Here is a 25,843-nt window from a genome sequence, read left to right on the forward strand (position 1 = left end):
CCGAGCCGGGAGCCGCAACGGGGATCCGGGCTGATCGTCGGGGGAGGGGCTCCTACGGTGGACGACGTGACGCACCCCGGCTGGCTGGCCGACGCCCGGCGGGTGACCGTGCTCACCGGCGCGGGCATCTCCACCGACAGCGGCATCCCCGACTACCGCGGGCCGAACGGCGTGTGGACCAGGGACCCGGACGCCGAGAAGCTCGTGACGCTGTCCTGCTACGTGGCCGACCCCCACATCCGCCGCCGCGCCTGGCTGATGCGCCGCGACACCGCGCCCGACGCCCGCCCCAACGCCGGCCACCGCGCGCTGGTTGACCTCGAGCGCCAGGGCCGGCTGCGGGCGCTGCTGACCCAGAACGTCGACGGGCTGCACCAGGCGGCCGGGTCCTCGCCGGAGCTGGTGCTCGAGCTGCACGGCACGGTGCACGCCGTCCAGTGCCTGGCCTGCGGGGACCGGACGACGATGGCCGAGGCGCTCGCCCGAGTCGACGCCGGGGAACCGGACCCGGCCTGCCGGATCTGCGGCGGCATCCTCAAGTCCGCGACGGTCAGCTTCGGCCAGGCGCTCGACCCGGCGGTCGTCGAGGCGGCGGCGGAGGCGGCCACCGACTGCGACGTGTTCCTCGCCGTCGGCACCTCGCTGACCGTGCACCCGGCCGCCGGGCTGACCGACCTGGCCCAGCAGTCCGGGGCGCGGGTCGTCGTCGTCAACGCCGAGCCGACCCCCTACGACTGGCTGGCCGACCTGGTCGTGCGCGAGCCGATCGGGACGTCGCTGCCGCGGCTGCTCGCCGGGTGAGCAGGGCGGACCTGTACGCCCGCTACCGCCAGCTGGTGGACGACGAGCTGCCGCGACGGGCGCGGGAGGGCCGCTGGGTCGAGGACCTCCCTGCCCCCCACCGCTCGCAAGCTCGCGTCGGGACCCTGCAGGGAGGCCAGCCAGGCCGGCGGACACCGTGACCCTGCTCGCCGTCCACCTGGCGCTGACCGCCGCCTACGCCGGTTTCCAGTGGACGGTGCGGGCGCTGGTCTACCCGCAGTTCGCGCTCGTCCCGCCGGCGGTGTTCCCGGCCTACGAGCGCCGCCACCAGCAGCGGATCAGCCTGGTCGTGGGCCCGCTGTTCGCCGGTCAGGGCGTCACGACGCTGTGGCTGCTCGCCGACCGGCTCCAGGGGACGCCGGTGCTGCCGGTGCTCGTGGGCGCCGCCTGCCTGGCCGTCGTCCTGGCGGCCACCGCGCTGGGCGCCGTCCCGCTGCACCGCCGGCTGGGGGCGGCGTGGGACGACGCGGCGTACCGGCGGCTGCTGCGGGTCGACACCGTCCGTGCGGTCGCGGCCACGGCCGGGACCGCCGCCGCGCTGGCCGCGCTGCTCGGCTGAGCCGGGGACCACCGGACCCGGACGGGCCGCTAGCGTGACGGGTACCACGTCGAGCGGCCGGCCGGTTGGCCGGCCCGAGGACCCGGGAGCCCCGCATGCGCGTGCCCTTGACCACCCGAGACTTCCTCGACCGCGCCGAGCTGATCTACGGCGACCGGGTCGGCATCGTGGACGAGCCCAACCAGCCCGCGCCATCGCTCGGCGAGCTCAGCTACCGGGAGATCGCCCGGCGCGGGCGCGCGCTGCAGGCGGGGCTCGACGCGCTGGGCGTGGGAGCGGGCGAGCGGATCGCCGTCGTCAGCCACAACGCCGGCCGGCTGCTGGAGTGCCTGCTGGCGCTGCCGTCGTCCGGGCGGGTCGTCGTCCCGGTGAACTTCCGGCTGCAGCCGGACGAGGTGAGCTACATCGTGGGGCACAGCGGCGCGCGGGTGCTCCTGGTCGACCCGGAGCTGGAGGCCTCGCTCAAGCGGGTGGAGGCTGAGCACCGGTTCACCACCGGCGAGGAGTACGAGCAGCTGCTGCGCTTCGACACCGAGCCGGTGCCGTGGTCGGAGCCCGACGAGGACGCCACCGCCACGATCAACTACACCAGCGGGACGACGGCCCGGCCCAAGGGCGTGCAGATGACCCACCGCAACGAGTGGGTCAACGCGGTCACCTTCGCCATGCACATGCAGCTGTCCGACCGCGACGTCTACCTGCACACGCTGCCGATGTTCCACTGCAACGGCTGGGGCCTGCCCTACAGCACGGCCGGCCTGGGTGCCCGTCAGGTGGTGCTGCGCAAGGTCGACGGCGCGGAGATCCTGCGGCGGGTCGAGCAGCAGGGCGTGACCGTCATGGCCGGGGCCCCGGCGGTGTGGAACGCCGTCCTGGACGCGGCGGCCGAGTGGGACGGCGAGGTCCCCGGGCGCGACCGGGTACGGATCATCGTCGCCGGCGCCCCGCCGCCCTCGAAGACGATCGCGCGGATCGAGGCGGAGCTCGGCTGGGAGTTCAACCAGATCTACGGCCTCACCGAGACCGCGCCGCTGATCACCATCAACCGGCCGCGCGCCGAGTACGACGACCTCGACCCCGAGGAGCGCGCGAAGAAGCTGTCCAGGGCAGGCGCCCCGGCGCTGGGCACCCGGCTGGCCGTCAGCGAGTCCGGTGAGCTGCTCGCCCAGGGCAACACCGTCCTGGCCGGCTACTGGCAGAACCCCGACGCCACCGCCGAGGCGCTCGAGGGCGGCTGGTTCCACACCGGGGACGGCGGCACGATCGACGAGGACAACTACGTCGTCGTCACCGACCGCAAGAAGGACGTGATCATCACCGGCGGCGAGAACGTCTCGTCGATCGAGGTGGAGGACGCCGTCTTCAGCCACCCGGCGGTCGCGGAGGTCGCGGTCATCGGCATCCCGGACGAGAAGTGGGGCGAGATGGTGACCGCCGTCGTCGTGCTCGCCGAGGGGCAGCAGGCGACGGCCGAGGAGATCATCGCCCACTGCCGGCAGCGGATCGCCCCCTACAAGACGCCGAAGCGGGTCGAGTTCCGGGACGAGATCGCCCGCACGGCCACCGGCAAGATCCAGAAGTTCAAGCTGCGCGAGGCCTTCTGGTCGGACTCCGACCGCCAGGTGAACTAGCAGGACCACCCTTGCGCCACGCTCCGCAGGCCCGGACCAGGCCCTTGAGGGGTGGCCGTTCCAGCACCCCACCCAGGCCCGGGACGGGGCCGCGCTCGAACACCCGGCTGACACCCAAGTTCCGGCAGCGGCGTCCCCCCATGTGGGGAGTGCCCGCTCAACTCCTTCCCTGATGTCGTCGTTCCGGCACCGGAGTGCGCCTCCGGGCGCCGGTCGACGAGGTCGTGGGGAAGGTCGGACGTGGGCAGGACGGACGAGCGGGAGAGCCATCCGAGGCGCTCCGGGTGGCTGGTGCGTGGAGCCGGGACGGCGGTCACCGCCCTGGTGCTGGCCGGCCTGGTCCCGGGGACGGCCGTGGCCGCGCCCGGCGACCAGGTGGCCGCGGCCCAGGCGGGGCGCGACGCCGCGGCCGCCCGCGTCGGCGAGATCGGCGCGCAGCTCGCCCAGGCCCAGGAGCGGGTGGACGCCGCCCGCCGGGGTGCGCAGCTCGCGCTGCAGGAGTACGAGGTGCGCCGCGCCGCCCAGGAGGAGGCGCGAGCCACTGCCGACGCCGCCGCCGGGGCAGCCGAGCGGGCCGCCGCCGAGCTGGGTCGCGGCCGCGACGAGGTGGTCGCCTTCGCACGGTCGAGCTACATGCAGGGCAGCTCGAACCCCGGGGCGGCCGCGCTGGTCACCGCCGAGGGGCCCGCGCAACTGGTGGAGCGGGCCGCGTTGCTGGAGGCCGCGGGCGGCCACCGGGGCGACGTCGTCGCCGAGCTGACCGTTCTGGAGCAGGAGGCCGCCGCGGCCGACGAGGCCGCGCAGGTGGCGGTGCAGGCGGCCGGCGCGGCCGAGGCCGCGGCGGCGGAGTCCTTGTCCAGTGCCCAGTCGCAGGAGGTCTCGGCGCGGGCCCAGGCCGCCGAGCTCGCCGACCGGCGCGAGGTGCTGGAGGCCGAGCTGGCGGAGGCCCAGGAGGTGCTCTACGGCGCCCAGGGTGCCGCGGCCGCGGCTGCTGCCGCGGAGGCCGCGGCCGAGGCGGCGCAGGCCCGCCCGCCGGCGGCTCCGGCCGCGTCGAGCGGCTCGTCCCCCCGGCCCTCGTCGAACGGTTCCCCGTCGTCGTCGCGCTCGTCCTCGTCGCCGTCCTCCGGCGGCGGGGCGCCGACCGGCACCGGCACCACGGCCGGCGCGCCCACGGGGTCCGTGGTGGACCGGGCCATCGCGGCGGCCACGAGCCAGCGCGGACTGCCCTACAGCTGGGGTGGCGGCAACGGCAACGGCCCGAGCTACGGCATCCCGCCGGACACGGCGGTCTACGGGTTCGACTGCTCGGGGCTCACCGAGTACGCCTACGCGCAGGCCGGCATCCGGATCGGTGGCACCAGCCGCGAGCAGTACTGGCGCTTCCGCGACCGGACCGTGGCCGCCGGCGACCTGCAGCCCGGCGACCTGGTGTTCTGGGGCGAGACCGCGGACCACCGGTCGATCTACCACGTGGCGCTCTACATCGGCGGCGGTCAGGTGGTCCAGGCGCCGCAGAGCGGGGACGTCGTGCGGATCTCGGCGATGTGGTTCGGCAGCGACTACTACGGCGCGGTGCGGCCGACGGCCTGAAAGAGGACCACCCTTCCCCCCACGCCTCGCGAGCTCAGGCGGCGGGACCCTGGAGGGTGCCCGTTCCAGCACGTCGCCAGGCTCGGGGCGGGGCCGAGAGATGGGGCGGGACCTGGGACGGGGCCGAGAGATGGGGCGTCGGGCAGCCACGGGGGGAGCTGCCCGACGCAGCACCGAGGCTAGCAGTCAGCGGAGGCTGCAGGCAGGGCTGCGCACGCGGTGCACGGACTGCCGGTGTCGGCCACTCTCGGTGTCCGGTCGGCTCGTCCGCGTGCGCGCCAGCTGCTGTGCAGGAACGTGTAGGACACTGGCGGGGACGGGCACGCCGTCCGTCGCCGGCCTCGCGGTGCCCCCTGGGACCGAGGCCGTGGACCGGCACGATCAGGGAGTTCCGTGAGCAGCGCCGCCAGCACCCCCCTCGAGCAGTCCAGCGGGCAGCCGGTCCCGCCATCGGTCGACGCCGCCCGCCTGGAGCGGGTGCTGTTCGAGATCAAACGGGTGATCGTCGGCCAGGACCGGCTGGTCGAGCGGATGCTCGTCTCGCTGCTGGCCCGCGGGCACGTGCTGCTCGAGGGCGTCCCCGGCGTCGCCAAGACCCTCGCCGTCGAGACGCTGGCCACCGTCGTCGGCGGCCGCTTCGCCCGCCTCCAGTTCACCCCCGACCTGGTGCCGGCCGACATCATCGGCACCCGCATCTACAAGGCCGGGCAGGACGCCTTCGACACCGAGCTCGGCCCGGTGTTCGCCAACTTCGTGCTGACCGACGAGATCAACCGGGCGCCGGCGAAGGTGCAGTCGGCGCTGCTGGAGGTCATGGCCGAGCGCCAGGTGTCCATCGGCGGCGTGACCCACCCGCTGCCGGACCCGTTCCTCGTGCTGGCCACGCAGAACCCCATCGAGTCCGAGGGCGTCTACCCGCTGCCCGAGGCCCAGCGCGACCGCTTCCTGATGAAGGTGCTCGTCGACTACCCGAGCCCGGAGGAGGAGCGGGAGATCATCTACCGGATGGGCTCGACCCCGCCGGTGGCCGAGACCGTCCTCGGGCCCGACGACCTGATCCGCATGCAGCGCACCGCGTCCCAGGTGTTCGTGCACCACGCGCTGGTCGACTACGTCGTCCGGCTGGTGGTCGCCACGCGCGCGCCGCGCGAGCACGGCATGGACGACGTCGCCTCGTGGGTGTCCTACGGCGCCAGCCCGCGCGCCTCCCTCGGGCTGATCGCCGCCAGCCGGGCGCTGGCGCTGGTCCGCGGCCGCGACTACGTGCTGCCGCAGGACGTCCTCGACGTCACCGCCGACGTGCTGCGCCACCGGCTGGTGCTCTCCTACGACGCGCTGGCCGACGGCGTGCCCGCCGACCACGTGGTCAAGCGCATCCTGCAGACCGTGCCGCTGCCGCAGGTGGCTCCGCGCCAGCGCTCCGGCGGCTTCGGCCCGGGCAGCCCCGGCGGGCCCTCGGTGCCGACCGCGCCGCCGTTCGGCGCGCCGCAGTTCGGCCCGCCCGTCCCGCAGTACGGCCTGCCCGATCAGCCCTTCGGCGGCCCCGGGGTGCTCCCTCCCGGTCAGCCCGGTCCGGTGCCGGCCGGCGGGCCGTTCGGCGGGCCGGGTCAGCCGGGCCCGGCGCTGCAGGGGCGCCCGGACGTGTCCGCCAACGGCGCCGACCGCGGCTCCGCGCCGGCGTGATCCTGCGTCGCCGGTCCGGCGGCGCCATGACCCCGGAACAGGCCCCGGAGCGGGCCGGCTCCGCACCCACCCCGGGTTCCGGCATCGACCCGGGGACGGGCGGCCGTGCCGACCCGTCCGGGTCCGGCGGGGCCCCGCCACACTTCGGCGAGGGCCCGGCCGACGTCCTGCTGCAGCGGCTGGAGCTCACCGTGCGGCGCCGGCTCGACGGCCTGCTGCAGGGCGACCACCTGGGGCTGGTCCCGGGCTCGGGCACCGAGGCCGGTGACTCGCGGACCTACCACCCCGGTGACGACGTCCGGCGGATGGACTGGCCGGTGACCGCGCGCACCCAGGTGCCACACGTCCGCGAGACGATCGCCGACCGCGAGCTGGAGACCTGGGCGGTGGTCGACCTGTCCGCCAGCCTGGACTTCGGCACCGCAGCCTGCACCAAGCGGGACCTGGCGATCGCCGGGCTGGCCGCGGTCAGCCACCTCACCGTGCACGGCGGCAACCGGCTCGGCGCCGTCGTCACCACGGGCGAGCGGGTCGACCGCTACCCGGCCACCGCCGGCCGGCTGGCTGCCGACCGGCTGCTGCGCGCCGTCGTCGCGACCCCGCGGGCCGAGGGCGGACGCCGCGGCGACCTCGCCGCCGCGCTGGAGTCGCTGCGCCGTCCGCCGCGCCGCCGCGGCCTGGTCGTCGTCGTGTCGGACTTCCTGGGCTCCGACGCATCAGGAGTCCCCGACTGGGAGCGCCCGCTGCGGGGCCTGAGAGCCCGGCACGAGCTGCTGGCCATCGAGGTCGTCGACCCGCGCGAGCTGGAGCTGCCCGACGTCGGACTGCTCACCGTCGTCGACCCCGAGAGCGGCCAGACCCTCGAGGTGCCCACCGGCGACGCCGCCTTCCGGGCCCGTTTCGCCGAGGGGGCCGCGGCCCAGCGGCGGGCGATCGCCGCCGCCCTGCGCCGCGCCGGCGCCGGGCACCTGCAGTTGCGCACGGACCGCGACTGGCTCATGGACGTCGTCCGGTTCGTCGCAGACCGCCGGCGTGCCGGCAGCGGAGGAGCCTCCCGATGACCTTCCAGGCCCCCTGGTGGCTGCTCGGCCTGCTGGCCGTCGTCGCGCTGGTGGCGCTCTACGTGGTGCTGCAGCTGCGCCGCAAGGCCTACGCCGCGCGGTTCACCAACGTCGCGCTGCTCGGCACGCTGGTGCCCAAGCGGCCCGGCTGGCGGCGGCACTTGGCCTTCGGGCTGGTCGCGCTGGGGCTGGCCGCGCTGATCGTGTCCCTGGCGGTGCCCAGCACCGAGGTGCGGGTGCCGCGGGAGCGCGCCACGGTGGTCATGGCCGTCGACGTGTCGCTGTCGATGCAGGCGACGGACATCGAGCCGAGCCGGTTCGAGGCGATGCAGGTGGCGGCCAAGGAGTTCGTCGACGTGCTGCCCGACCGGATCAACCTCGGGCTGGTGTCCTTCGCCGGCACCGCCACCACCGTGGTCACCCCGACCACCGACCGCGGCCAGGTGAGCACCGCGATCGACAACCTGGAGCTGGCCGAGTCCACCGCGATCGGCGAGGCGGTGTTCACCTCGCTGACCGCGATCGAGAACTTCCAGTCGTCGCTGGACGCCGACGGCGAGGAGGTGCCGCCGGCGCGGATCGTGCTGCTGTCGGACGGCTACAACACCGTCGGCCGCCCCGACACCCAGGCCGTCTCCGCCGCGCTCGACGCCGGCATCCCGGTCTCCACGATCGCCTTCGGCACCGACTACGGCACCCTGGACCTCGACGGCGAGCGGGTGCCGGTACCGGTGGACCGCGCGACGCTCGAGGAGATCGCCGACCAGACCGGGGGCAGCTACAGCGAGGCCGCCAGCGCCGCCGAGCTCGAGCAGGTCTACCAGGACCTCGGCAGCCAGATCGGCTACACGACCGAGCCGCGCGACGTCAGCTACTGGTTCGTCCGCGGCGGCGTGCTCTTCGCGCTGCTCGGCGTCGTCCTCAGCCTGCTCTGGACCAACCGGCTGCTGTAGGCGAGCCGCACCGCCGGGCGGAGTACGACTCTTCTCCTCGACGCTCGGGCGCTGCTTCGCATCCGAAGCAGCGCCCGAGCGTCGGAGAGGACGGGGTGGGCGGCGGCCAGGTCCCTGGCGCCGGTGCTCAGCGGGCGGGGTCGAGGACGAGCTTGCCGGTGGTGCGGCGGGCGAGCAGGTCCTGGTGCGCCTCCCGGACGGCGGTCAGCGGATAGCGCCCGCCGATGACCGGGCGCAGCGCGCCGTCGGCCACCAGCGGCAGCAGCTCGGTCATCGCGTCGTCCAGCATCGCCGGCCGGGCCATGCAGTGCGCCAGCCAGAAGCCGATGACCGCGCGGCTCTTCTGCATCAGCGCCCCCGGCGGGACGGCGGCGGTCTCCTGGCGGGCGGCCATCCCGTAGGTGACGACCCGGCCGAACGGGGCCAGCGCGGACAGCGAACCGGCGAAGACGTTGCCGCCGGTCATCTCCAGGACGACGTCGACCGGCCGGCCGCCGTTGGCCTCGCGCAGCGCGGCGGTGAAGGTCTTCGGGTCGTCGTCGGCCAGGGCCGGGTCGATCGCCGCGTCGGCGCCGAGCTCCTCGGTCAGCGCCCGCTTCTCCGGGCTGGACGCCGTGGCGATCACCCGGCCGGCACCCCAGCGGCGGGCCAGCTGGACGGCCAGCGACCCGACGCCGCCGGCGCCGGCGATGACGACGACGGTCTCCCCGGCGGCGAGGTGCGCGCTGGTGCGCAGCAGGTGGTAGGCGGTGCTGCCCTGCAGGACGACGGCCAGCGCCTGCTCGTCGGTCACCCCGTCGGGCACCTGCCAGGTCAGCCGCGGGTGCGCGGCGACCTTCTCGGCGTAGCCGCCGCCGTCGAGCAGGCCGACCACCCGCGGACCGCCACCGCCCGGCGTCCCCACGAACTCCGCGCCCGGCACCAGCGGCAGCCGCTGGGCGGCCAGGTAGCTGTCCTCGATCTGGTGGGTGTCGGCGTAGTTCACGCCGGCGGTGGCGACGTCGAAGAGCTGCTGTCCCTCGCCCGGCGTGGGGTCGGGCAGGTCGACGACGTCGAGGACCTCGGGGCCGCCGAAGCGGGTGATCTGCACGGCTCGCATGAAGTGAGGCTATGGCCCTGAGGAGGACGTCGATCAGGCACGCCCGACGCTGCCGGGTGTGTGATGACGCGATGACGCCCGAAGAGACCGTGCTGGCCTTTCACCGGGGCGTGGATCTCCGAGACGGCTCCGCACTCGGTCTCGTCGCCGAGGACCTCGTCCAGCACGCGGCGGGGCCGCAGGGCCGCGAGGGCCTGCGCCAGACCCTCGCGACGCTCGACCACGACCTGGACCACCCGACGGCGACGATCCATCGCGTCGTGGCCCAGGGTGGTCTCGTCGTCGTGCACCTCACGATGCACGGGCGCCACGTGGCGTCGACGATGCCGCTGCTCGCCGAGCTGACCCCGACCGGGGACGCCGTCGCGTGGGAGTTCATCCACATCTGGCGGGTCGCGGACGGTTCGATCGTCGAGCACTGGGCCTGCCGCGACGACGTCGGACTCCTCGCACAGGTCGGGGGCTGGCCGCTGTCCCGCTAGTCCGGAACACGGGTGCTGTGCCGTTCCGCACCTGGGCGCCTCACGACGCCGTGGCCGGTCGGCGGCGATCAGTTCCCGCAGTGGTCCCGGTCCGTACCCACAGGGACCAAGCGCTTCGGAGGAGAACGAGATGACCGCGACCTACACGTTCGACGTCTTCTCCAGCCTCGACGGCTACGGCGCCGCCAGCGCCGACTGGACCGGCTACTGGGGCAAGCAGGGCCCCGAACTGCTCGACCACCGTCTCGACCTGTTCGGCGACGAGCAGCGGATGGTCTTCGGAGCCACCACGTTCCGGCAGTTCGTGCAGATGCTGGCCTCGAGCACCGAGGAGTCCGAGGTGCGTGACCCGTGGGTCACCCGGATGTGGGGCATGCCCGCGACGGTGGTGTCGACGACGCTGCACGAGCCCCTCGACTGGCCGGACGCGACCGTCGTGAGGGGGAACGCCGTCGATGTCGTCGCCCGGCTCAAGGAGGAGTCCGAGGTGCCGTTGCGCTCGCACGGCAGCCTGTCGATGAACCGGGCGCTGATGGCCGCCGGCCTGGTCGACCGCGTCCAGGTGACGATCTTCCCCGTGATCACCGGTCGGACCGGGGTGGCCCCGATCTTCCGGGGTGCGGCCGACTTCGACCTCGAGCTCGTCGAGAGCCGGACACTCGACGGCCGCATCCAGGAGCTCGTCTACCGACCCACCCTCCATTGACCCGTGGGGATCGCGGTCGAGCCGGCCGCACGGACGACCAGCGGATGGCGGACCGGGGGTCCGTGGAATGCGAACGGTTGGACTACGCGTGCGACGACGAGTCATGTGAGACCACTCGTCAGCAGACGTCGGCCGTGACCGAACGGCCCTGATCCCCTGCCCTCGCGACAGGGCGTGGTGAGTACCAGCGAAGTCGACGCCTGATGAGCTCACCTCGCAGAGCTGCTGGCCGTCGCCGGGGACGGCGTCGGGGAGGTCGACGACGTCGAGGACCTCGGAGCCGCCGAAGCGGGTGATCTGCACGGCTCGCATGCACGTGAGGCTGAGGCCGGGCTGCGGACCGCTCGGCGGCGTCCCCGGTCCACCCGCTGTGGTTGGCTCACCGGTGCGCGCCGAGCCGCCCGAGCGGCGGGCGGCCCCGTCGGGTCGCGACGGGCGGGAACGACGAGGAGGCCTCCCATCCCGGTTGACCAGATCCTGGACGCGGCGACGCGGATCGCCGACCTCCTGCTCGACGTCCAGACGCGGGTGAACGGGCAGGTCGACGCCGCGCTGACGGAGCTGCTGCCCGGGGTCCAGCAGCGACTCGGTGTCTCCCCGGCGGACGGCGTCGACCTCTCCGGCCTGGTGAACACCCGGATCACCGGCCTGAGCGTCGTGGTCACCCCGGCCGCGGTGGCGACCGTCGTCCCGCTGTCGGCCGAGTCCGCCGCCACGACGAGAGCCGGGCGTCGCGCCGTGACCGGCATCGTCACCGGCCTCGACGACCGCCTGGCCGTCATCGCCGGCCCCTGCTCGATCCACGACCCGGAGGCCGCACTCGAGTACGCCGCCTTCCTCGCCCGCATGCGGGAGCGGCACGCGGGCGACCTCGAGATCCTGATGCGGACCTACACCGAGAAGCCGCGGACCGAGGTCGACTGGAAGGGGTTCGCCTACGACCCGTTCCTCGACGGGTCCAGCCGGATCAGCGTCGGGCTGGTCGCGACCCGGCTGCTCATGTGCCGCATCACGGCCCTGGGCGTGCCGGTGGCGGCCGAGCCGCTGAACGCGCTCACGCCGCAGTACGTCAACGGGCTGGTCACCTACAACGGCGTCGGCGCGCGCAACGTCACCGACCAGACCGCCCGGGAGCGGGTGTCGGGCTTCTCGTCCGTCGTCGGCTTCAAGAACTCCCCGGAGGGGAGCATCGACGCCGCCGTCTCGGCCGTGCTGACGGCGCGGGCTCCGCACGAGTTCCTCGGCGTCGACTCCCACGGGGTGAGCGCCCAGCTGGCGACCACCGGCAACGACACCGCGCACGTCATCCTGCGCGGCGACAAGGGCGGCCCCAACTACTCCGCCGCGCACATCGCCGGCACGAAGCGGAAGCTGGCTCAGCGCGGGCTGCCGGAGGTGGTCGTCGTCGACGCCTCGCACGGCAACAGCCAGAAGGACCACCGGCGCCAGATCGGCGTCGTGCGGGACCTGGCCGGGCAGATCGCCGGCGGCGAGCAGGCGATCCGCGGCGTGATGGTGGAGAGCAACCTGGTCGCCGGGAGGCAGGACCTCGACCGCGAGCACCCCGAGCGGCTGGAGTACGGCGTGAGCGTCACCGACGCCTGCGTCGATCCCGGGACGACCGAGGTCGTGCTGGCCGAGCTGGCCGAGGCCGTCCGGGCACGGCGCGGGGCCGGCAGCAGGACGGCGCCCGCACCCGGCTGAGCACGAGGCCGGGACCGCCCGGTCAGCCGCGCAGGCGCACCGACGGGCGGGTCACGCAGCCCTCGAGCCTCTGGAACTCGGAGATGTCGACCGCCACGACCCGCAGCCCCCGGGCCTCGAGCAGCGCCCGGGTGGCCGGCGCGCTCGCCGACGTGAGCACCGTGGTGCCGTCGAGCAGGACGACGTGCGCCCCCGCCCCCTCGGGTCGGCGAGGAACGAGGCCACACGGCGGGGTCGTCGACCAGCGGCCCGAACCCGAGCACCGTGCCGTCCGGCAGCGCGGTGACGCGGTGGTGGCGAACGGCCCTCAGCCCAGGCGCGCGGCCAGCACCGCGGCGCCGGGCCCCTCCAGCCCGTCGAGGCCGGCGCGTCGTCCCGCCGCCACCAGGAGCAGGTCGATGTCGGGTCCGCGCAGCGCGGCCCCGTCGCCGTGGGCCCACCCGGTGTCGGTCGACACCAGCTGCACCCCGGCCAGTCGCTGCGGCCCGCCCATGAACCGGTTCGGAGCGACGTAGGCCAGGCAGGCCGCCACCACGTCCGGGGGTGACACGAGACGCCGGCCCAGCGGCCGCGCGATGTCCTGACCGTGGACGACCAGGTCCATGAGCGGGTCCATCGGGGTGCTGCCGGGGAACCTCCGCGTGGAGGCGGCGCTCTGGCGCAGCTGCGCGACCAGCTCCGCGGGGCTGTACGCCTCGGCCCGCTGCGCCGCCAGGTCGACCTCCATCCGGTCGAAGCTGCCCCGGGCCCGCACCGCCGCCCACAGCAGCCGGGGCACGGTCAGCCTGGTCGTGACCGTGAGGTGTGCGATGACGTCGCGCACCGTCCAGGCGGCGCACAGCGACGGCGTCGCCCACTGCTCCTCGGTGAGGTCGGCGACGAAGTCGGCGAGACGGTGACGTTCGGCGGAGACCGCGGCGTCGACGGCGGGACGGGGGAGGACGGGCGGGGTGCTCATGGTCCTGCCGACCACACCTCGCCCGGGAACTCATCGGTCGCGGCCGGGCCTGCCGCCGGTGACCAGGTGTGACCTGCGCCGACCGACTAGGTTCGGGAGCCGGACCGGACGGACCGGCGCAGGGGGTGGCACGTGGCGAGATCGGTGCTCGTGACCGGCGGGAACCGCGGGATCGGGCTGGCGATCGCCCGCGCGTTCGCCGAGCAGGGCGACGCGGTGGCGGTGACCCACCGTGGCAGCGGCGCCCCCGAGGGCCTGTTCGGCGTGCAGTGCGACGTCACCGACGCCGCGGCGGTCGACCGGGCGTTCACCGAGGTCGAGGAGCACCAGGGGCCGGTCGAGGTGCTGGTGAGCAACGCCGGCATCACCCGCGACGGGCTGCTCATGCGGATGAAGGAGGAGGACTTCACCGACGTCCTCGACGCCAACCTCACCGCCGCCTACCGGGTCGCCAAGCGGGCCGCGGCCAAGATGGTCCGCGCGCGGAGCGGCCGCGTGGTCTTCGTCTCCTCGGTCGTGGGCCTGCTGGGCTCGGCCGGGCAGACGAACTACGCGGCGTCGAAGGCCGGTCTCGTGGGTCTGGCGCGGTCCATCGCCCGCGAGCTGGGCAGCCGGGGCATCACCGCCAACGTGGTGGCACCCGGCTTCGTCGAGACCGACATGACGGCGCAGCTGCCGGAGAAGCGGCAGCAGGAGATCCTCGGCCAGGTGCCGCTGGGGCGGTACGCCTCGGCGGAGGAGATCGCCGGCGTGGTGCGCTTCCTGGCGAGCGACGCGGCCGGCTACATCACCGGGGCGGTCGTCCCGGTCGACGGCGGACTGGGAATGGGGCACTGATGAGCGGCGGCATCCTCGAGGGCAAGAAGATCCTGGTCACCGGGGTCCTCACCGAGACCTCGATCGCGTACGCGACCGCCCGGATCGCGCAGGAGCAGGGCGCCAGCGTCGTCCTCTCCAACTTCGGCCGCGCCCTGTCGCTGTGCCAGCGGATCGCCAAGCGGCTCCCGCAGGAGGCCGCCGTCGTCGAGCTCGACGTCACGGACACCGAGCACCTGTCGACCCTGGCCGACCGGCTGCGCGAGGCGGGCTTCGACGCCCTCGACGGCGTCGTCCACTCGATCGGGTTCGCGCCCCAGGAGGCGATGGGGGAGGGCTTCCCCGAGGTCGCCTGGGAGCACGCGGCGACGGCGTTCCAGGTCTCGGCCTGGTCCTACGCCTCACTCACCCAGGCCTGCCGGCCGCTGCTCGCCAACCCGTCCTCGGTCGTCGGGCTGACCTTCGACGCGTCCGTCGCCTGGCCGGTCTACGGCTGGATGGGCGCGGCCAAGGCGGCGCTGGAGTCGACCTCCCGGTACGTGGCGCGCGAGCTCGGCCCCGAGGGCGTGCGGTCCAACATCGTCGCCGCCGGCCCGCTGCGCAGCATGGCCATGAAGTCCATCCCCGGCAGCGCCCAGTTCGAGGAGGCGTGGGAAGGCCGCGCTCCGCTCGGCTGGTCGGTCACCGACACCGAGCCCGCCGGCAAGGCCGTCGTCGCGCTGCTGTCGGACTGGTTCCCCGCCACCACCGGCGAGATCGTGCACGTCGACGGGGGGTTCCACGCCGTAGGCGTGTGAAGGTCACAGAGTTCCGCCGTCGGCGTGGGAGTGCATCCGCCGGCGCCCCGTAGCGAGAAGGACGTCCGTGCCCCGCGTCACCGTCGACATCAACCCCGGCCAGCGACCCGACCAGGACCCCTCACTGGCCGTCCGCAACAACGGCGGCGTCCCGCCGTCGGCCGACCCCGCCCCCGCCGGACGACGGGAGGCGCTGCTGGTGCTCTCCTTCGGCGGCCCCGAGGGCCACGACGACGTCATGCCGTTCCTGGAGAACGTGACCCGCGGCCGCGGGATCCCGCCCGAGCGGCTGGAGGAGGTCGCCGAGCACTACCACCACTTCGACGGCGTCAGCCCGATCAACGACCAGAACAAGGCGCTGATCGCCGCGGTCGAGGCCGACCTCGCCGCCGCCGGCGTCGAGCTGCCGGTCTACTGGGGCAACCGCAACTGGGCGCCCTACGTCGAGGACACCTGGCAGCAGCTGGCCGACGACGGCATCGAGCACGTCTACGTCCTCGCCACCTCGGCGTACGCCTCGTACTCCGGCTGCCGGCAGTACCACGAGGACATCGCCCGGGCCCGGATCGCGGTGTCGTCCCCCACCCGCCCAGGCGGCCCGACCGCGGAGAAGCTGCCGCACTACTTCGACGCCGCCGGCTTCGTGCAGGCCAACGCCGACGCGCTGGCCGCCGCGATCGCGTCGCTGCCCGAGGAGGTCCGCGGCACCGCGCGGCTGGTGGCCACCGCGCACTCCATCCCCGACACGATGGCCGCCGTCGCGGGGCCCGAGGGGCACGCCTACGAGGCGGAGCTGATGACCGCAGCCCGGCTGGTGGTCGACGCCGCCGCACCCGGCCGGTCCGTCGACCTGGTGTGGCAGAGCCGCAGCGGCCCGCCGTCGGTGCCGTGGCTGGAGCCGGACGTCAACGACCACCTGCGCGCGCTGGCCGCGGCGGGGGAGCAGGCCGTGGTCCTGTTCCCGGTCGGCTTCGTCAGCGACCACCTCGAGGTCATCTGGGACCTCGACAACGAGGCGAAGGGGACCGCCGAGGCGCTCGGGCTGGCGTTCGCCCGTGCCGCGACCGCCGGGACCCATCCGGCGTTCGTCCGCTCGCTGGTGGAGCTGCTGCGGGAGCGCCGCGCCGGGGGGGAGCCCCGGCTGGGCACCAACTGCCCGGCGTCGTGCTGCTTCGTCGCGAGGTCGGCCCGCCCGGCGTCGTGATCACCGGCAGGTGGCCGCCCGACATCCCGTCGGGCGCAGCCACCTGCCGGTGCTCACGGGCGGGGGACGGCGTTGTAGGCGGCGGTGACCGCCTCGCGCACGGCGTCGCCCAGCGGGCGGAGCGCGTCGTCGCGGGCGGCGGCCTGGCGGTGGCTGACCGCGCCGCCGGGGGCGTCGCTGAGCGCCAGGTCGAGCACCGTCGCCAGCCGCTGGGCCCGCGCCAGCAGCGACATCGCCAGCGGGTCCGTGCCCGGGGGCATCCCCGGCACGTGCGCCGCCTTCGCCAGTCCGGCCAGCAGCGCCGGGACCTCCGGGTGCCACCGCGCCAGGTCGAGGTCGGCCAACGTGCGGGCCGCGTCGCCGACGGCGAGGTCCAGCGCACCGGACACCGCGCGCAGCGACCCCTCGACCGGTGGCGGCACCGGCGGGGCGCCGGTCAGGTCGAACGCCGTCCACTGCACGGCCTCGGGGCCCAGCGGTTCGGGCACCAGCGCGAGGTGCTCGCCGACGGCGGCCTGCCCGGCCTCCACCGCCGGCTCGACGAGGCCCGGGACGCGCGGCAGCCCGCACACGTCGCCGGGCACCGGCAGCACCAGGCGGATCCGGGTCTCCCCGGCGCTGCGCAGAGCGCTCAGTGCCCAGCCGAGGGGGACGGCCCCGTCGGTGCCGGGCAGGCCGGCGACCCGGTGTGCGGTGTCCCCCACCAGGGCGTCGAGGGCGTCGTCGTAGGAGGCGCGGCCGGTGAGCCAGGCGGTCGCCCACACCGCGAACCGGCCCGCGGGGAAGTCGTGCACCTGGCGAGGTTATGCCGGGCCCCGATCGAGATGACGATCCGGTTGAGATCCATTCCATCGCGGTCCGGATCTGGCAGAGTGCGGACGTGGACGCCTGGCTGCTGTGGCTGATCGCGTCGGGCCTGTTCGCCGCCGGTGAGCTGGCCAGCGGAGACCTGTTCCTGCTGATGCTGGCCGGCGGGGCGATCGGCGGCGTCGGGGTCGCGCTGCTCGGCGGTCCGGTCGTCCTGCAGCTGGCCGCGTTCGTCGTGGTCGCGGCGCTGCTGGTGGCGGTGGTCCGGCCACTGGCCAAGCGCCACCTCACCCAGGGCACCCCCGAGCAGCCGGACGGCGTCGCCGCGCTGGTCGGCCGGACCGCGAAGGTCACCCGGCCCGTCGACGGGCACGGGGGCCGCATCCGCCTCGGCGCCGACGAGTGGACCGCCCGCAGCCAGTACGGCGCCGATCGGTTCCCGGTCGGCGCGACGGTGCGGATCCTGCAGGTGGACGGCGCCACCGCCGTCGTCGGGGACGCCTTCGAGCTGGAGTGACCCTCCCGTGGGGGACCGTGCGCAGCGCCGTGACCGCACCGTCACCGGAACGGTGCAGGATCGGCACCACGAACCGGAGGAGGAAGCGTAACCGTGACACCCGCACTGATCGCTCTCATCGTGATCGCCCTGCTGCTGGTCGTCGTCGTCGCCAAGAGCGTGACGATCGTGCCGCAGGCCCAGGCCAAGGTCGTCGAGCGGCTCGGCCGCTACAGCCGCACGCTCTCGCCGGGCCTGTCGCTGCTGGTCCCCTTCATCGACCGCGTCCGGGCCACCATCGACCTGCGCGAGCAGGTGATCTCCTTCCCGCCGCAGCCGGTGATCACCTCGGACAACCTGCAGGTCGGCATCGACACGGTCGTCTACTTCCAGGTGACCGAGCCGCGGCTGGCGACCTACGGCATCGCGAACTACATCCAGGGCATGGAGCAGCTCACCACCACGACGCTGCGCAACGTCGTCGGCGGGCTCAACCTCGAGGGCGCGCTGACCGGCCGCGACGGCATCAACAGCCAGCTGCGCGAGGTGCTCGACGGCACCACCGGGCCGTGGGGTCTGCGCGTCGCGCGGGTGGAGATCAAGGCGATCGACCCGCCGCCGTCCATCCGCGACTCGATGGAGAAGCAGATGCGGGCCGACCGCGACAAGCGGGCCATCATCCTGACGGCCGAGGGTGCCCGGCAGTCGGCCATCACCACCGCCGAGGGGCAGAAGGCCTCGGCGATCCTCTCCGCCGAGGGCAAGAAGCAGGCGGCGATCCTGGAGGCCGAGGCCGAGCGGCAGAGCCGCATCCTGCGCGCCGAGGGCGAGCGGGCGGCGCTGTACCTGCAGGCGCAGGGCCAGGCCAAGTCGATCGAGACGGTGTTCCAGGCGATCCACGACGGCAAGCCCGACCAGGGGCTGCTGGCCTACCAGTACCTGCAGACGCTGCCGCAGATCGCGCAGGGCGACGCGAACAAGATGTGGATCGTCCCGAGCGAGTTCAGCAAGGCCCTGGACGGCCTGGCCAAGCTGGGCGGGGCGGACGGCGACGGGCGGTCCTGGATGGACGTCGACCCGTCCCGGGACGGCGCGAGCCGGCCGACGGCGGAGATGGACACCTCCGGCTGGTTCGAGTCCGCGCTGCCGCGGGCCGCCGACCAGCCGGAGGCGAGGATCGAGCTGTCGAGCATCGCGGACGCCGCGCCGGTCGTCGCCGCACCGGAGATCCCGGACACCACGTCCCTGGCCCGCGCCGCCGAGCAGGAGACCACCGGCGGGGAGGTCCAGCCCCGTCCCTGACCGGTCGCCGGCGAGACCGCCACCGCGATCGTCGCCGCGAGACCGCCACCCGCGAGTCGATCACGGGGTTGTGGCAGGGGACACGCGCGGACGCGCCGCCCGCCCCGCGCCACAACCCCGTGATCGACGTCCGCGGGCGGCCGCGAGGCCTCGATCAGGCCTCGATCAGGCCTCGATCAGTCCTCGATCAGTCCTTGAGCAGGCCCTCGCGGAGCTTGGCCAGGGTCTGGCTGAGCAGCCGGGACACGTGCATCTGCGAGATGCCGATGTCCGCGGCGATCTGCGACTGGGTCATGTTGCCGAAGAACCGCAGGATGAGGATGCGCCGTTCGCGGGCCGGGATGGTGGCCAGCAGCGGCTGCAACGACTCGCGGTACTCCACGCCCTCCAGGGCGGAGTCCTCCTCGCCGAGGGTGGCGGCGAGGGTGGGCGAGTCGTCCTCGCCCGAGAGCCGCTCGTCGAGGGAGCTGCTGCGGTAGGCATTGGCGACGGCGAGCCCCTCGAGCACCTCCGCGCGGGGGATGCCCAGGTGCTCGGCGAGCTCGGAGGGCGTCGGCGCACGGCCGTTCTTCTGCGCCAGCTCACCGACCGCCGCGTTCAGCGACAGGTGCAGCTCCTGCAGCCGCCTCGGCACCCGCACCGACCAGCCCTGGTCGCGGAAGTGCCGCTTGATCTCACCGGTGATCGTCGGGACGGCGAAGGAGAGGAACTCCACCCCGCGGCTCGGGTCGAACCGGTCGATGGCCGCGATCAGGCCGAGGGTGCCGACCTGCAGCAGGTCGTCGAAGGGCTCGCCGCGGTTGCTGAAGCGGCGGGCGAAGTGCCGGACCAGCGGCAGGTGCTCCTCGACGAGGACCTCACGCAGCCGCTCACGGCGCGGGTCGTCCTTGTCCAGCGTGGCCAGCTCGGCGAACAGCGGCGCGGTGCGCTCGGCCCGCTTCCGGTTCTCCGACATCGGCGGGACGGCGGGCGAGCTGGTGCCGGTCGACCCGCTCCCGTCCTCGTCGACCGAGTCCTCGTCGGACGCGTCGGTGGCGTCGGCCTCGGGCTCGACGTCGTCGGTCGGGTCGTCGTCGGTCGGGTCGTCGTCGGCTGCGACGCGCCCGGGCGGTGCGTCGGCGTCCGGCATGGGGACGACCTCGCTGCGCGGGTCGGGCACCACGACGGGCAGCTCCTCGGACGCGACCTTCCCCTCCGTGCCCCGCGGGCCGGTCGGGTTCTCGTCGTCGCGCAGGGTGTCCTCCTCGACGGTCGTGGGCTCCGGGGCTACCGCCCCGGTCACCGCACGACCGAGACGTTCTGGCCCGAGTCCCCGAGCAGCTTGTCCGGGTGCTGGCCCGGGAGGTACTTGTCCATGGAGATGACGGCGACCGGCGAGCTCCCGCCGTCGCCGGCCGGCACGGTGGCCTGGGTGCCGCGGCCGGCCTCGACCTTGTCCACCAGCGTGTGCAGCACCGCCCAGCCGAAGCCGTCGCGGGGGACGTCGGTGCCCTCGGCCGTGGGCACCCAGGCGTCGATGTGCAGGCCCTGGCGCGTGGTCTCGAAGACCACGGTCAGCCGGCGGTCGTCGGAGACGATCGCGGAGAGCGTCGCGCAGGCCTCGTCCACGGCCAGCCGGAGGTCCTCCACCGCGTCGAGGTCGTAGTCCATCCGCATCGCCAGGTCACCGGCCATGGCGCGCACGGCGGGCAGCTGCGTGGGGGTGGTGGGCACCCGCAGTTCCAGTCGTTCGGCGCGCCGCCCGTCCTGCGCGAGGGCACCCCTCAAGTCCACCATCCGTCGTCCGCTCCTCTTCCTCGCATGGCGACCGCGTGCCCGGCGTCATGGGACCCGGGTTCCGCGCGGTTCGCACCCATCCTGCCCGACCGGCCGCGACGTCGTGCCCGGCCCGGTCGAGCGGTGCGCCTGAAGAGGAGGTCTACCCCGTCTCCCGCGCAGGTCAAACCCCAGGTCATACGCGCAGGAGGCGCGGTTGCAGCCCTCTGGGGGCTGCGGTTCGCTGGCCCGAGATGAACGCCAGCCAGGAGGGCCCGGGCTCCGGGGCCGCACCCGTGGACGACGCCGGCGGGGCCGCGCTCGTCGCGGCGTTGGAGGCCGCCTCCGCCGCGATCTGGTGCCTGGCCGGGACCGCCCTGGAGCCGGTCTGGGCCAACGCCCGTGCCCGTGCCCTCGGCGCGAACCCGCACGACCTGGCCACGGTCGCCGGCCGCCGCATCACCGAGCTGGCCGGATCGGTCGCGCGCAGCGGCCGCGCCGAGACGGTGCGCGGCGAACCCGACGCCGCGGGCCGGGCCGCGAACGTCGTGCTGCAGCCGCTGGAGGTGCGAGGGCAGCCGGGCGTCCTCGTCGTCGTCGAGGCCGACCGGACCGACAGCGGGCACGCCGTGGCGGCCGTCGCGGAGGAGGACGTCGTCGACCAGGTGCAGCACTCGCTGCTGCCCCCGGCCCTGCCGCTGCTGCCGGACGTGCGGCTGTCCGGCGGCTACCACCGCGCCAGCTCGGTGCACGCCGCGGGCGGCGACTGGTACGACGCGGTGCCGCTCGGCCGCGGCCGGCTGGCCCTGGTGGTCGGTGACGCCGTGGGTTCCGGCGTGCCCGCCGCCGGGGCGATGAGCCGGCTGCGCGGGGCGATGCGCTCGCTGGCCCTGCGCGACCCGTCACCGGCGGCGGTGGTCGCCGCACTGGACGCCTTCGCCGGTCAGATGGAGGACGTCGAGGGCGCCTCGGTGTTCTACGGGGTGCTCGAGGCCGCCACCGGACGGCTGACCTACGCCGCGGCCGGGCACCCCGCCCCGCTGCTCGTCCAGGCCGACGGCGGTGCCGAGTTCCTCCCGCTGGCGCCCCGCCCGCCGCTGGGCAGCCTGCCCGGGGTGCCGACCGCCGCGGCCACGGCGCAGCTGCCGCAGGGCGCCACCCTCGTGCTCTTCTCCGACGGCGCCGTCGCCACCGCCGCCTCGCTGTCGGCGGCGGGCCTCGACCGGCTGGCCCGGGTGTCCCGGGCCGCGCTCACCGCTCCGGGGGCCCTCGCCGGCGACGCGCCGGGTGAGCTGGCTGCAGCCATCGTCGAGGGCCTGACGGACGCCGCGGAGTGCCCCGACGACATCGCCGTGCTGGTCGCCCACCGCCGCGCCGAGGCGACCGAGCCCCTGGTGCTCGACCTGCCGGCCGTCCCGGCGGCGCTGCCGACGGTCCGCCGGAACCTGGGTGCCTGGTTGGCCGGGCTGGGTATGGGCGAGCAGGACCGGGTCGGCGTCATGGTCGCGGTGGGGGAGGCAGCCGCCAACGCGGCGGAGCACGCGTACCGCGGTGTCCAGCCGGGGCGGATGCAGGTGACCGCGGCGGTCGACGTCGACGGGCAGCTCACCGTCACCGTGCGCGACCAGGGCCGGTGGCGCCCGCCGGACCGCGACCCCGGTGACCGCGGCCGCGGTCTGCTGATCATGCGGCAGCTGGTCGACGGGGTGGTGCTGCAGGACGAGCACGGCACGACGGTCACCCTGAGCATGCGGCTGCGCCGCGGCCCCGAGGACGACGGAGACCGTCCCGGCGGCAGCAGCGCGGCCGACGTCGTCGTCGACCGGAGCGGTGAGCGCCCGGTGGTGCGGGCGACCGGCGCGGTGGACGTGCTCGGCGCCGAGCAGATGCGCATCCGGCTGCTGGAGGCGAGCCACGGCGGCACCAGCCGGGTCGAGCTGGACCTGGCCGCGGTCACCCTGTTCAGCAGCGCCGCGGTGCGCGTCGTCCTCGCGGTGGCACGGATCGCCGGCGAGGAGGGGTGGCGGCTGGTGGTGCACGCCGCCGAGGGCGGGGTCACCCGGCACGTCCTCGAGATCAGCGGGCTGGGCGGGCTGGTCGACCTGCGCTGACGGGCGAACCGCCGTCGTCCCGCGTTTGCGGAACGCCGGCGGTGCCCATCCTGTGGGCGTGAGACTCCGCCGCAGTGACGTGCACGGCCCCGGATGGCGGCGCCGGCGTTCCGGCCGCGGCTTCGCGTACTACGACTCCGACGGCGCTCTCATCAAGGACGAGCGCCTCGACCGGCTCCGCTCCCTGGCCATCCCGCCGGCCTGGCAGGACGTCTGGATCTGCCCCTGGCCCAACGGCCACATCCAGGCCACCGGTGTGGACGCCGCGGGCCGCCGGCAGTACCGCTACCACGACCAGTGGCGGGCGCGGCGGGACGCCGAGAAGCACGAGCGGGTGCTGGAGATCGCCCACCAGCTGCCCGACGTGCGCGACGCCGTCGTCGAGGCGATCCGGGGCCGGGGGCTGACCCGGGACCGGGTGCTGGCCGCCGCGGTCCGGCTGCTGGACCTGGGCGCCTTCCGCGTCGGCAGCGAGCAGTACGCCGAGGACAACGGCACCTACGGGCTGGCCACGCTGCGCCGGGAGCACGTGCGGGTGCGCGGCGAGCGGGTGTTCTTCTCCTACACCGCCAAGGGTGGCCTCGAGCGGGAGCTGGAGCTCACCGACAAGCCGACCGCGGACGTCGTCCGGGAGCTGCTCAAGCGGCCCGAGGAGGGCGAGGAGCTGCTCGGCTACTGGGTGGAGGACCCGGACGGCAACCAGGTGTGGCACGACGTCACCAGCACGGAGGTGAACGCCTACCTCAAGGAGGTCAGCGACGCGGAGATCACGGCGAAGGACTTCCGCACCTGGAACGCGACCGTGCTGATGGCCGCGACGCTGGCCGCCACGCCGGAGCCGGGGACGAAGACGGCCCGCAAGCGGGTGCTCAAGGAGGCCTACGAGCGGGTGTCGGAGACGCTGGGCAACACGCCGGCGGTCTGCAAGGCCAGCTACGTCGACCCGCGGGTGGTCGACCGGTTCGAGAACGGGGACACCGTGGCGCACGCCCTGCACGAGGCGGCGGAGGCGCCGGACGACCGGACGGCCCAGCAGGTGCTCGAGCAGGCGGTCTGCCAGCTGCTCAGCGCCTGACGACGAGAGGCCCCGCCGGAGCGGGGCCTCTCGTCGGGTGTGTCCCCTGAAGGTGGGGAGGACCCCGTCCTCCCCACCCCTCGCACGCTCGGGGCGGCGCCCTGAACTGGGGCCGGGTGGGGCAGGGGGTCCTGCGTCAGCGGGCGCTGCCGTCGACGATGGTGAACAGGTCGATCAGGCCGGTGACCTCGAGCGGGCGGGTGACCGCGCGCGTGGTGGCGATGAGGCGGAGGTCGACGTCGCGGGAGCGGGCCGACTTCTGCGTCTCCACGAGGACCGCCAGGCCGGCGGAGCCCAGGAACTGGACGCCCGACAGGTCGATGACCAGGGCCTTGGGCTGCTGCTCGAGCTGCGTGTCCAGCGACGACCGGAGCACCGGGGCGGTGAACGTGTCCACTTCGCCGACGACCGTCACCGTGACCGCGCCGTCCTCGCCGGTGGAGGTCGAGAGCGTGATCACGTCGTCGAAGGGTGCCTCCGTGCCCTCGGTCGACACGTCGGGCTGCCCCTCGGCAGGCAGGTCGGATGTGGTCACGGGCTGAGCTCCTCTCAACGGCAGTAGCCGGCGGCACGACCGCCCGGTCAATCTACCGCTGCGCGGCCTCCCGGATGTCATGGCCCCCGGACACGCACGTCTCGTTCGTGTCCGTGCCGGGCGGTTCCCCGGCACGACCGCGGCTGCCTGCTCAACCGCAACCCCAACGTAGACATCCGAGGTCGAACGTGCCAACCCGCCCTCGACGAGCGCCACCCACTCGTGACGCCGCGCCCCCGGAAGGAGGACGTACGGCGTCACGAGTCGTGCGGGTGGCCCTCTCGACCGGGACACGGCCCGCGCCGGGCCCGGTGACGTCCTGGAACGGCCGCCCTCCAGGGGCCCTCCGCCTGCGCCTGCGAGGCGTGGGGGGAAGGGCGGTCCTCCTTCAGTCCACGACGTGCATCGCGGACTCCTCCGGGCCCTCGCCGCCGACCACCGGGTCGAGGCTGGCCTCGACGTCGTCGGCGGTGCGGTTGGTGCCGGAGTCGGTGTCCGGGGTGGTGTCGTAGTCCTGCTCGAGCTGGCCGAGGCCGCGGCCCGGGTCCTCGGCGGGGCGCACGTCCGGGACCTCGTCGGCGATCTCCTCCTCCAGGCGCCCGGACAGCGACCTGCCCTCGGACTGCTCGAAGGCGGTCGTGCCGAAGCCGACGGTCCGGTGGCCCTCCCGGTCGCCCGGCTCCGGGGCGAACTGCGGGTCCTCGGATCGCTGCATGGTCGGGAAGTCGTCCTGGGAGACGTCCGGGACGCCGTTGTCCTCGGGGAAGACGTCCCGGGCGGTCTGGCCCTCGGGACCGGTGGCCCCGGTGTCGCCGCGGGCGTCGTCGCGGGTCCCGGTGAGGCCCCGCTCGTCGTCGGGGAACTCGGTGTCGTTGAGGGCGGAGTGGACGGCTCCGCGGTCGGTCTGGTCCGGCTCGGTCATGGGGTTGCCTCCGTTCTGCGTGCGTCCGCCGTGCGCACGCTCGTCCATCCCGTGGACGGGGGGCCGGTCGGTCGACCGGCGTCGTGATCTCGACCTACCCGCCGGACCCCGCCCCATGCGTGACCGGCGGGCGGACGCGGCCCCGGCTCGCCGCATGCACCCCCCGGGCGCGGGGTAGCGCGAGTGCCATGGCCCTCACAGACGACCTCCAGCGGATCGGGGCTCCGGTTCGCCGCTGGGCCCGCCACCAGAAGCGTGAGTACTCGAACGGAGAGCCGCGCCCACTGGCAGGCGACCTCGGGGCCATGGGCGTCTACCTGGGCCTGGTGTCGGCCGGCGCGGCCGCCGTCCGCGCCTCGGGACGGGAGTTGCCCGACCGCATCCCGCCGGGCGACGCGGCGCTGCTGGCGGTGGCCACCTTCCGGCTGGCCCGGCGGATCGCCAAGGACCCGGTCACCAGCCCGCTGCGGGCCCCGTTCACCAGCTTCCAGGGCCCGTCGGGTCACGCGGAGGTCGCCGAGGAGGTCCGCGAGCACGGCGGCGTCAAGCACGCCGTCGGGGAGCTGCTCACCTGTCCGTTCTGCCTGGCGCAGTGGGTGGCGACCGGACTGGTCTTCGGCTACGTGACCACGCCGAAGGCCACGCGTCTGGTGGCGCTCACCATGACCCTGGTCGCCGGTGCCGACGTCCTGCAGTTCGTCTACGACTCGATCCAGAACGGCGCGCTCGCGCCCGAGGGCGAGGAGGCCGGCGTGCAGTGACTCCTCCGTCCGGA

At 74.6% G+C, this 25,843-nt stretch carries 26 protein-coding genes; 18 read left to right on the plus strand and 8 right to left on the minus strand.

Features of this window, described 5'->3' with window-relative positions; translation table 11 throughout:
* The first annotated feature begins 66 nt into the window (after positions 1-66).
* From BUB17_RS12620 to BUB17_RS12650, 7 genes are all read left to right on the plus strand, one after another.
* On the plus strand, positions 67-801 hold the full coding sequence (locus BUB17_RS12620) for an SIR2 family NAD-dependent protein deacylase (RefSeq protein WP_141243010.1): 735 nt from the start codon (positions 67-69) through the stop codon (positions 799-801).
* A 157-nt stretch (positions 802-958) separates the two neighbouring features.
* Complete coding sequence (locus BUB17_RS12625; protein ID WP_072918441.1) at positions 959-1,381, plus strand: DUF1772 domain-containing protein; 423 nt, start codon at positions 959-961, stop codon at positions 1,379-1,381.
* 95 nt (positions 1,382-1,476) lie between these two features.
* Positions 1,477-3,012: an AMP-binding protein gene (locus tag BUB17_RS12630; protein WP_072918443.1), complete on the plus strand. Its 1,536-nt coding sequence runs from the start codon at positions 1,477-1,479 to the stop codon at positions 3,010-3,012.
* A gap of 240 nt (positions 3,013-3,252) precedes the next feature.
* On the plus strand, positions 3,253-4,602 hold the full coding sequence (locus BUB17_RS12635) for a C40 family peptidase (RefSeq protein WP_072918444.1): 1,350 nt from the start codon (positions 3,253-3,255) through the stop codon (positions 4,600-4,602).
* Between the two features lie 393 nt (positions 4,603-4,995).
* Entirely contained in the window at positions 4,996-6,285 is a 1,290-nt protein-coding gene (locus tag BUB17_RS12640; protein WP_072918446.1) for an AAA family ATPase, read from the plus strand.
* A 26-nt stretch (positions 6,286-6,311) separates the two neighbouring features.
* A complete protein-coding gene (locus BUB17_RS12645; protein WP_072918536.1) occupies positions 6,312-7,346 on the plus strand; it encodes a DUF58 domain-containing protein in 1,035 nt (344 codons plus the stop codon).
* Entirely contained in the window at positions 7,343-8,299 is a 957-nt protein-coding gene (locus tag BUB17_RS12650; protein WP_072918448.1) for a VWA domain-containing protein, read from the plus strand. The genes BUB17_RS12645 and BUB17_RS12650 overlap by 4 nt, the downstream gene beginning before the upstream one ends.
* A gap of 127 nt (positions 8,300-8,426) precedes the next feature.
* On the opposite strand, the gene BUB17_RS12655 is transcribed toward BUB17_RS12650, so the two are convergent.
* Complete coding sequence (locus BUB17_RS12655) at positions 8,427-9,398, minus strand: quinone oxidoreductase family protein (RefSeq protein WP_072918449.1); 972 nt, start codon at positions 9,396-9,398, stop codon at positions 8,427-8,429.
* A 71-nt stretch (positions 9,399-9,469) separates the two neighbouring features.
* On the opposite strand from BUB17_RS12655, the gene BUB17_RS12660 reads away from it, so the two are divergent.
* The 3 genes from BUB17_RS12660 to BUB17_RS12675 all read left to right on the plus strand — a co-directional run bounded on the left by BUB17_RS12660 (position 9,470) and on the right by BUB17_RS12675 (position 12,290).
* Positions 9,470-9,880, plus strand: coding sequence for an ester cyclase (locus BUB17_RS12660; RefSeq protein WP_072918451.1), 411 nt, complete (start codon positions 9,470-9,472; stop codon positions 9,878-9,880).
* A gap of 130 nt (positions 9,881-10,010) precedes the next feature.
* Positions 10,011-10,586, plus strand: a complete 576-nt coding sequence (locus BUB17_RS12665) for a dihydrofolate reductase family protein (protein ID WP_072918452.1) — start codon at positions 10,011-10,013, stop codon at positions 10,584-10,586.
* Positions 10,587-11,114: 528 nt separating this feature from the next.
* The gene (locus BUB17_RS12675) at positions 11,115-12,290 is read left to right on the plus strand and encodes a 3-deoxy-7-phosphoheptulonate synthase (RefSeq protein WP_244277186.1); all 1,176 of its coding nucleotides are present in this window, start codon (positions 11,115-11,117) and stop codon (positions 12,288-12,290) included.
* Between the two features lie 22 nt (positions 12,291-12,312).
* On the opposite strand, the gene BUB17_RS28240 is transcribed toward BUB17_RS12675, so the two are convergent.
* A complete protein-coding gene (locus tag BUB17_RS28240) occupies positions 12,313-12,450 on the minus strand; it encodes a hypothetical protein (protein WP_175561354.1) in 138 nt (45 codons plus the stop codon).
* Positions 12,451-12,597: 147 nt separating this feature from the next.
* Positions 12,598-13,248 carry a maleylpyruvate isomerase family mycothiol-dependent enzyme gene (locus tag BUB17_RS12680; RefSeq protein ID WP_208983388.1) on the minus strand — a complete coding sequence of 217 codons (651 nt, stop codon included), beginning with the start codon at positions 13,246-13,248 and terminating at the stop codon, positions 12,598-12,600.
* A gap of 132 nt (positions 13,249-13,380) precedes the next feature.
* Here BUB17_RS12680 and fabG point away from each other — a divergent pair, with 132 nt between their 5' ends.
* The 3 genes from fabG (at position 13,381) to BUB17_RS12695 (ending at position 16,065) form a co-directional block, all read left to right on the plus strand.
* Entirely contained in the window at positions 13,381-14,085 is a 705-nt protein-coding gene (gene fabG, locus BUB17_RS12685) for a 3-oxoacyl-[acyl-carrier-protein] reductase (protein ID WP_072918454.1), read from the plus strand.
* On the plus strand, positions 14,085-14,861 hold the full coding sequence (fabI, locus tag BUB17_RS12690) for an enoyl-ACP reductase FabI (RefSeq protein WP_072918456.1): 777 nt from the start codon (positions 14,085-14,087) through the stop codon (positions 14,859-14,861). The genes fabG and fabI overlap by 1 nt, the downstream gene beginning before the upstream one ends.
* A 67-nt stretch (positions 14,862-14,928) precedes the next feature.
* Positions 14,929-16,065, plus strand: a complete 1,137-nt coding sequence (locus BUB17_RS12695) for a ferrochelatase (protein ID WP_208983389.1) — start codon at positions 14,929-14,931, stop codon at positions 16,063-16,065.
* Between the two features lie 53 nt (positions 16,066-16,118).
* On the opposite strand, the gene BUB17_RS12700 is transcribed toward BUB17_RS12695, so the two are convergent.
* Positions 16,119-16,859 carry a hypothetical protein gene (locus tag BUB17_RS12700; RefSeq protein WP_072918457.1) on the minus strand — a complete coding sequence of 247 codons (741 nt, stop codon included), beginning with the start codon at positions 16,857-16,859 and terminating at the stop codon, positions 16,119-16,121.
* An 86-nt stretch (positions 16,860-16,945) separates the two neighbouring features.
* Between BUB17_RS12700 and BUB17_RS12705 the strand changes: the two genes are divergently transcribed.
* Both BUB17_RS12705 and BUB17_RS12710 read left to right on the plus strand, forming a co-directional pair.
* A complete protein-coding gene (locus BUB17_RS12705; protein ID WP_072918459.1) occupies positions 16,946-17,389 on the plus strand; it encodes an NfeD family protein in 444 nt (147 codons plus the stop codon).
* Between the two features lie 93 nt (positions 17,390-17,482).
* On the plus strand, positions 17,483-18,670 hold the full coding sequence (locus tag BUB17_RS12710; protein WP_072918460.1) for an SPFH domain-containing protein: 1,188 nt from the start codon (positions 17,483-17,485) through the stop codon (positions 18,668-18,670).
* A 187-nt stretch (positions 18,671-18,857) separates the two neighbouring features.
* Here the strand turns inward: BUB17_RS12710 and BUB17_RS12715 are convergent, their stop codons facing one another.
* On the minus strand, positions 18,858-19,952 hold the full coding sequence (locus BUB17_RS12715) for an RNA polymerase sigma factor SigF (RefSeq protein ID WP_072918462.1): 1,095 nt from the start codon (positions 19,950-19,952) through the stop codon (positions 18,858-18,860).
* Entirely contained in the window at positions 19,949-20,446 is a 498-nt protein-coding gene (locus BUB17_RS12720) for an ATP-binding protein (protein ID WP_072918464.1), read from the minus strand. Before BUB17_RS12720 ends, BUB17_RS12715 begins: the two co-directional genes overlap by 4 nt.
* Before the next feature lie 233 nt (positions 20,447-20,679).
* Between BUB17_RS12720 and BUB17_RS12725 the strand changes: the two genes are divergently transcribed.
* Positions 20,680-22,536, plus strand: a complete 1,857-nt coding sequence (locus BUB17_RS12725; RefSeq protein WP_072918466.1) for a SpoIIE family protein phosphatase — start codon at positions 20,680-20,682, stop codon at positions 22,534-22,536.
* A gap of 58 nt (positions 22,537-22,594) precedes the next feature.
* On the plus strand, positions 22,595-23,611 hold the full coding sequence (locus tag BUB17_RS12730; protein WP_083606312.1) for a DNA topoisomerase IB: 1,017 nt from the start codon (positions 22,595-22,597) through the stop codon (positions 23,609-23,611).
* 136 nt (positions 23,612-23,747) lie between these two features.
* Here BUB17_RS12730 and BUB17_RS12735 read toward each other — a convergent pair whose 3' ends face one another.
* The gene (locus BUB17_RS12735; protein ID WP_072918469.1) at positions 23,748-24,146 is read right to left on the minus strand and encodes an STAS domain-containing protein; all 399 of its coding nucleotides are present in this window, start codon (positions 24,144-24,146) and stop codon (positions 23,748-23,750) included.
* Between the two features lie 388 nt (positions 24,147-24,534).
* Positions 24,535-25,068: a hypothetical protein gene (locus BUB17_RS12740; protein ID WP_072918542.1), complete on the minus strand. Its 534-nt coding sequence runs from the start codon at positions 25,066-25,068 to the stop codon at positions 24,535-24,537.
* 188 nt (positions 25,069-25,256) lie between these two features.
* Between BUB17_RS12740 and BUB17_RS12745 the strand changes: the two genes are divergently transcribed.
* Positions 25,257-25,829 carry a DUF1360 domain-containing protein gene (locus BUB17_RS12745; protein WP_072918471.1) on the plus strand — a complete coding sequence of 191 codons (573 nt, stop codon included), beginning with the start codon at positions 25,257-25,259 and terminating at the stop codon, positions 25,827-25,829.
* Positions 25,830-25,843: the final 14 nt, after the last annotated feature.

Origin of the sequence: Geodermatophilus obscurus, assembly GCF_900143215.1 — a bacterium.
Classification (GTDB): Bacteria; Actinomycetota; Actinomycetes; order Mycobacteriales; family Geodermatophilaceae; genus Geodermatophilus; species Geodermatophilus obscurus_A.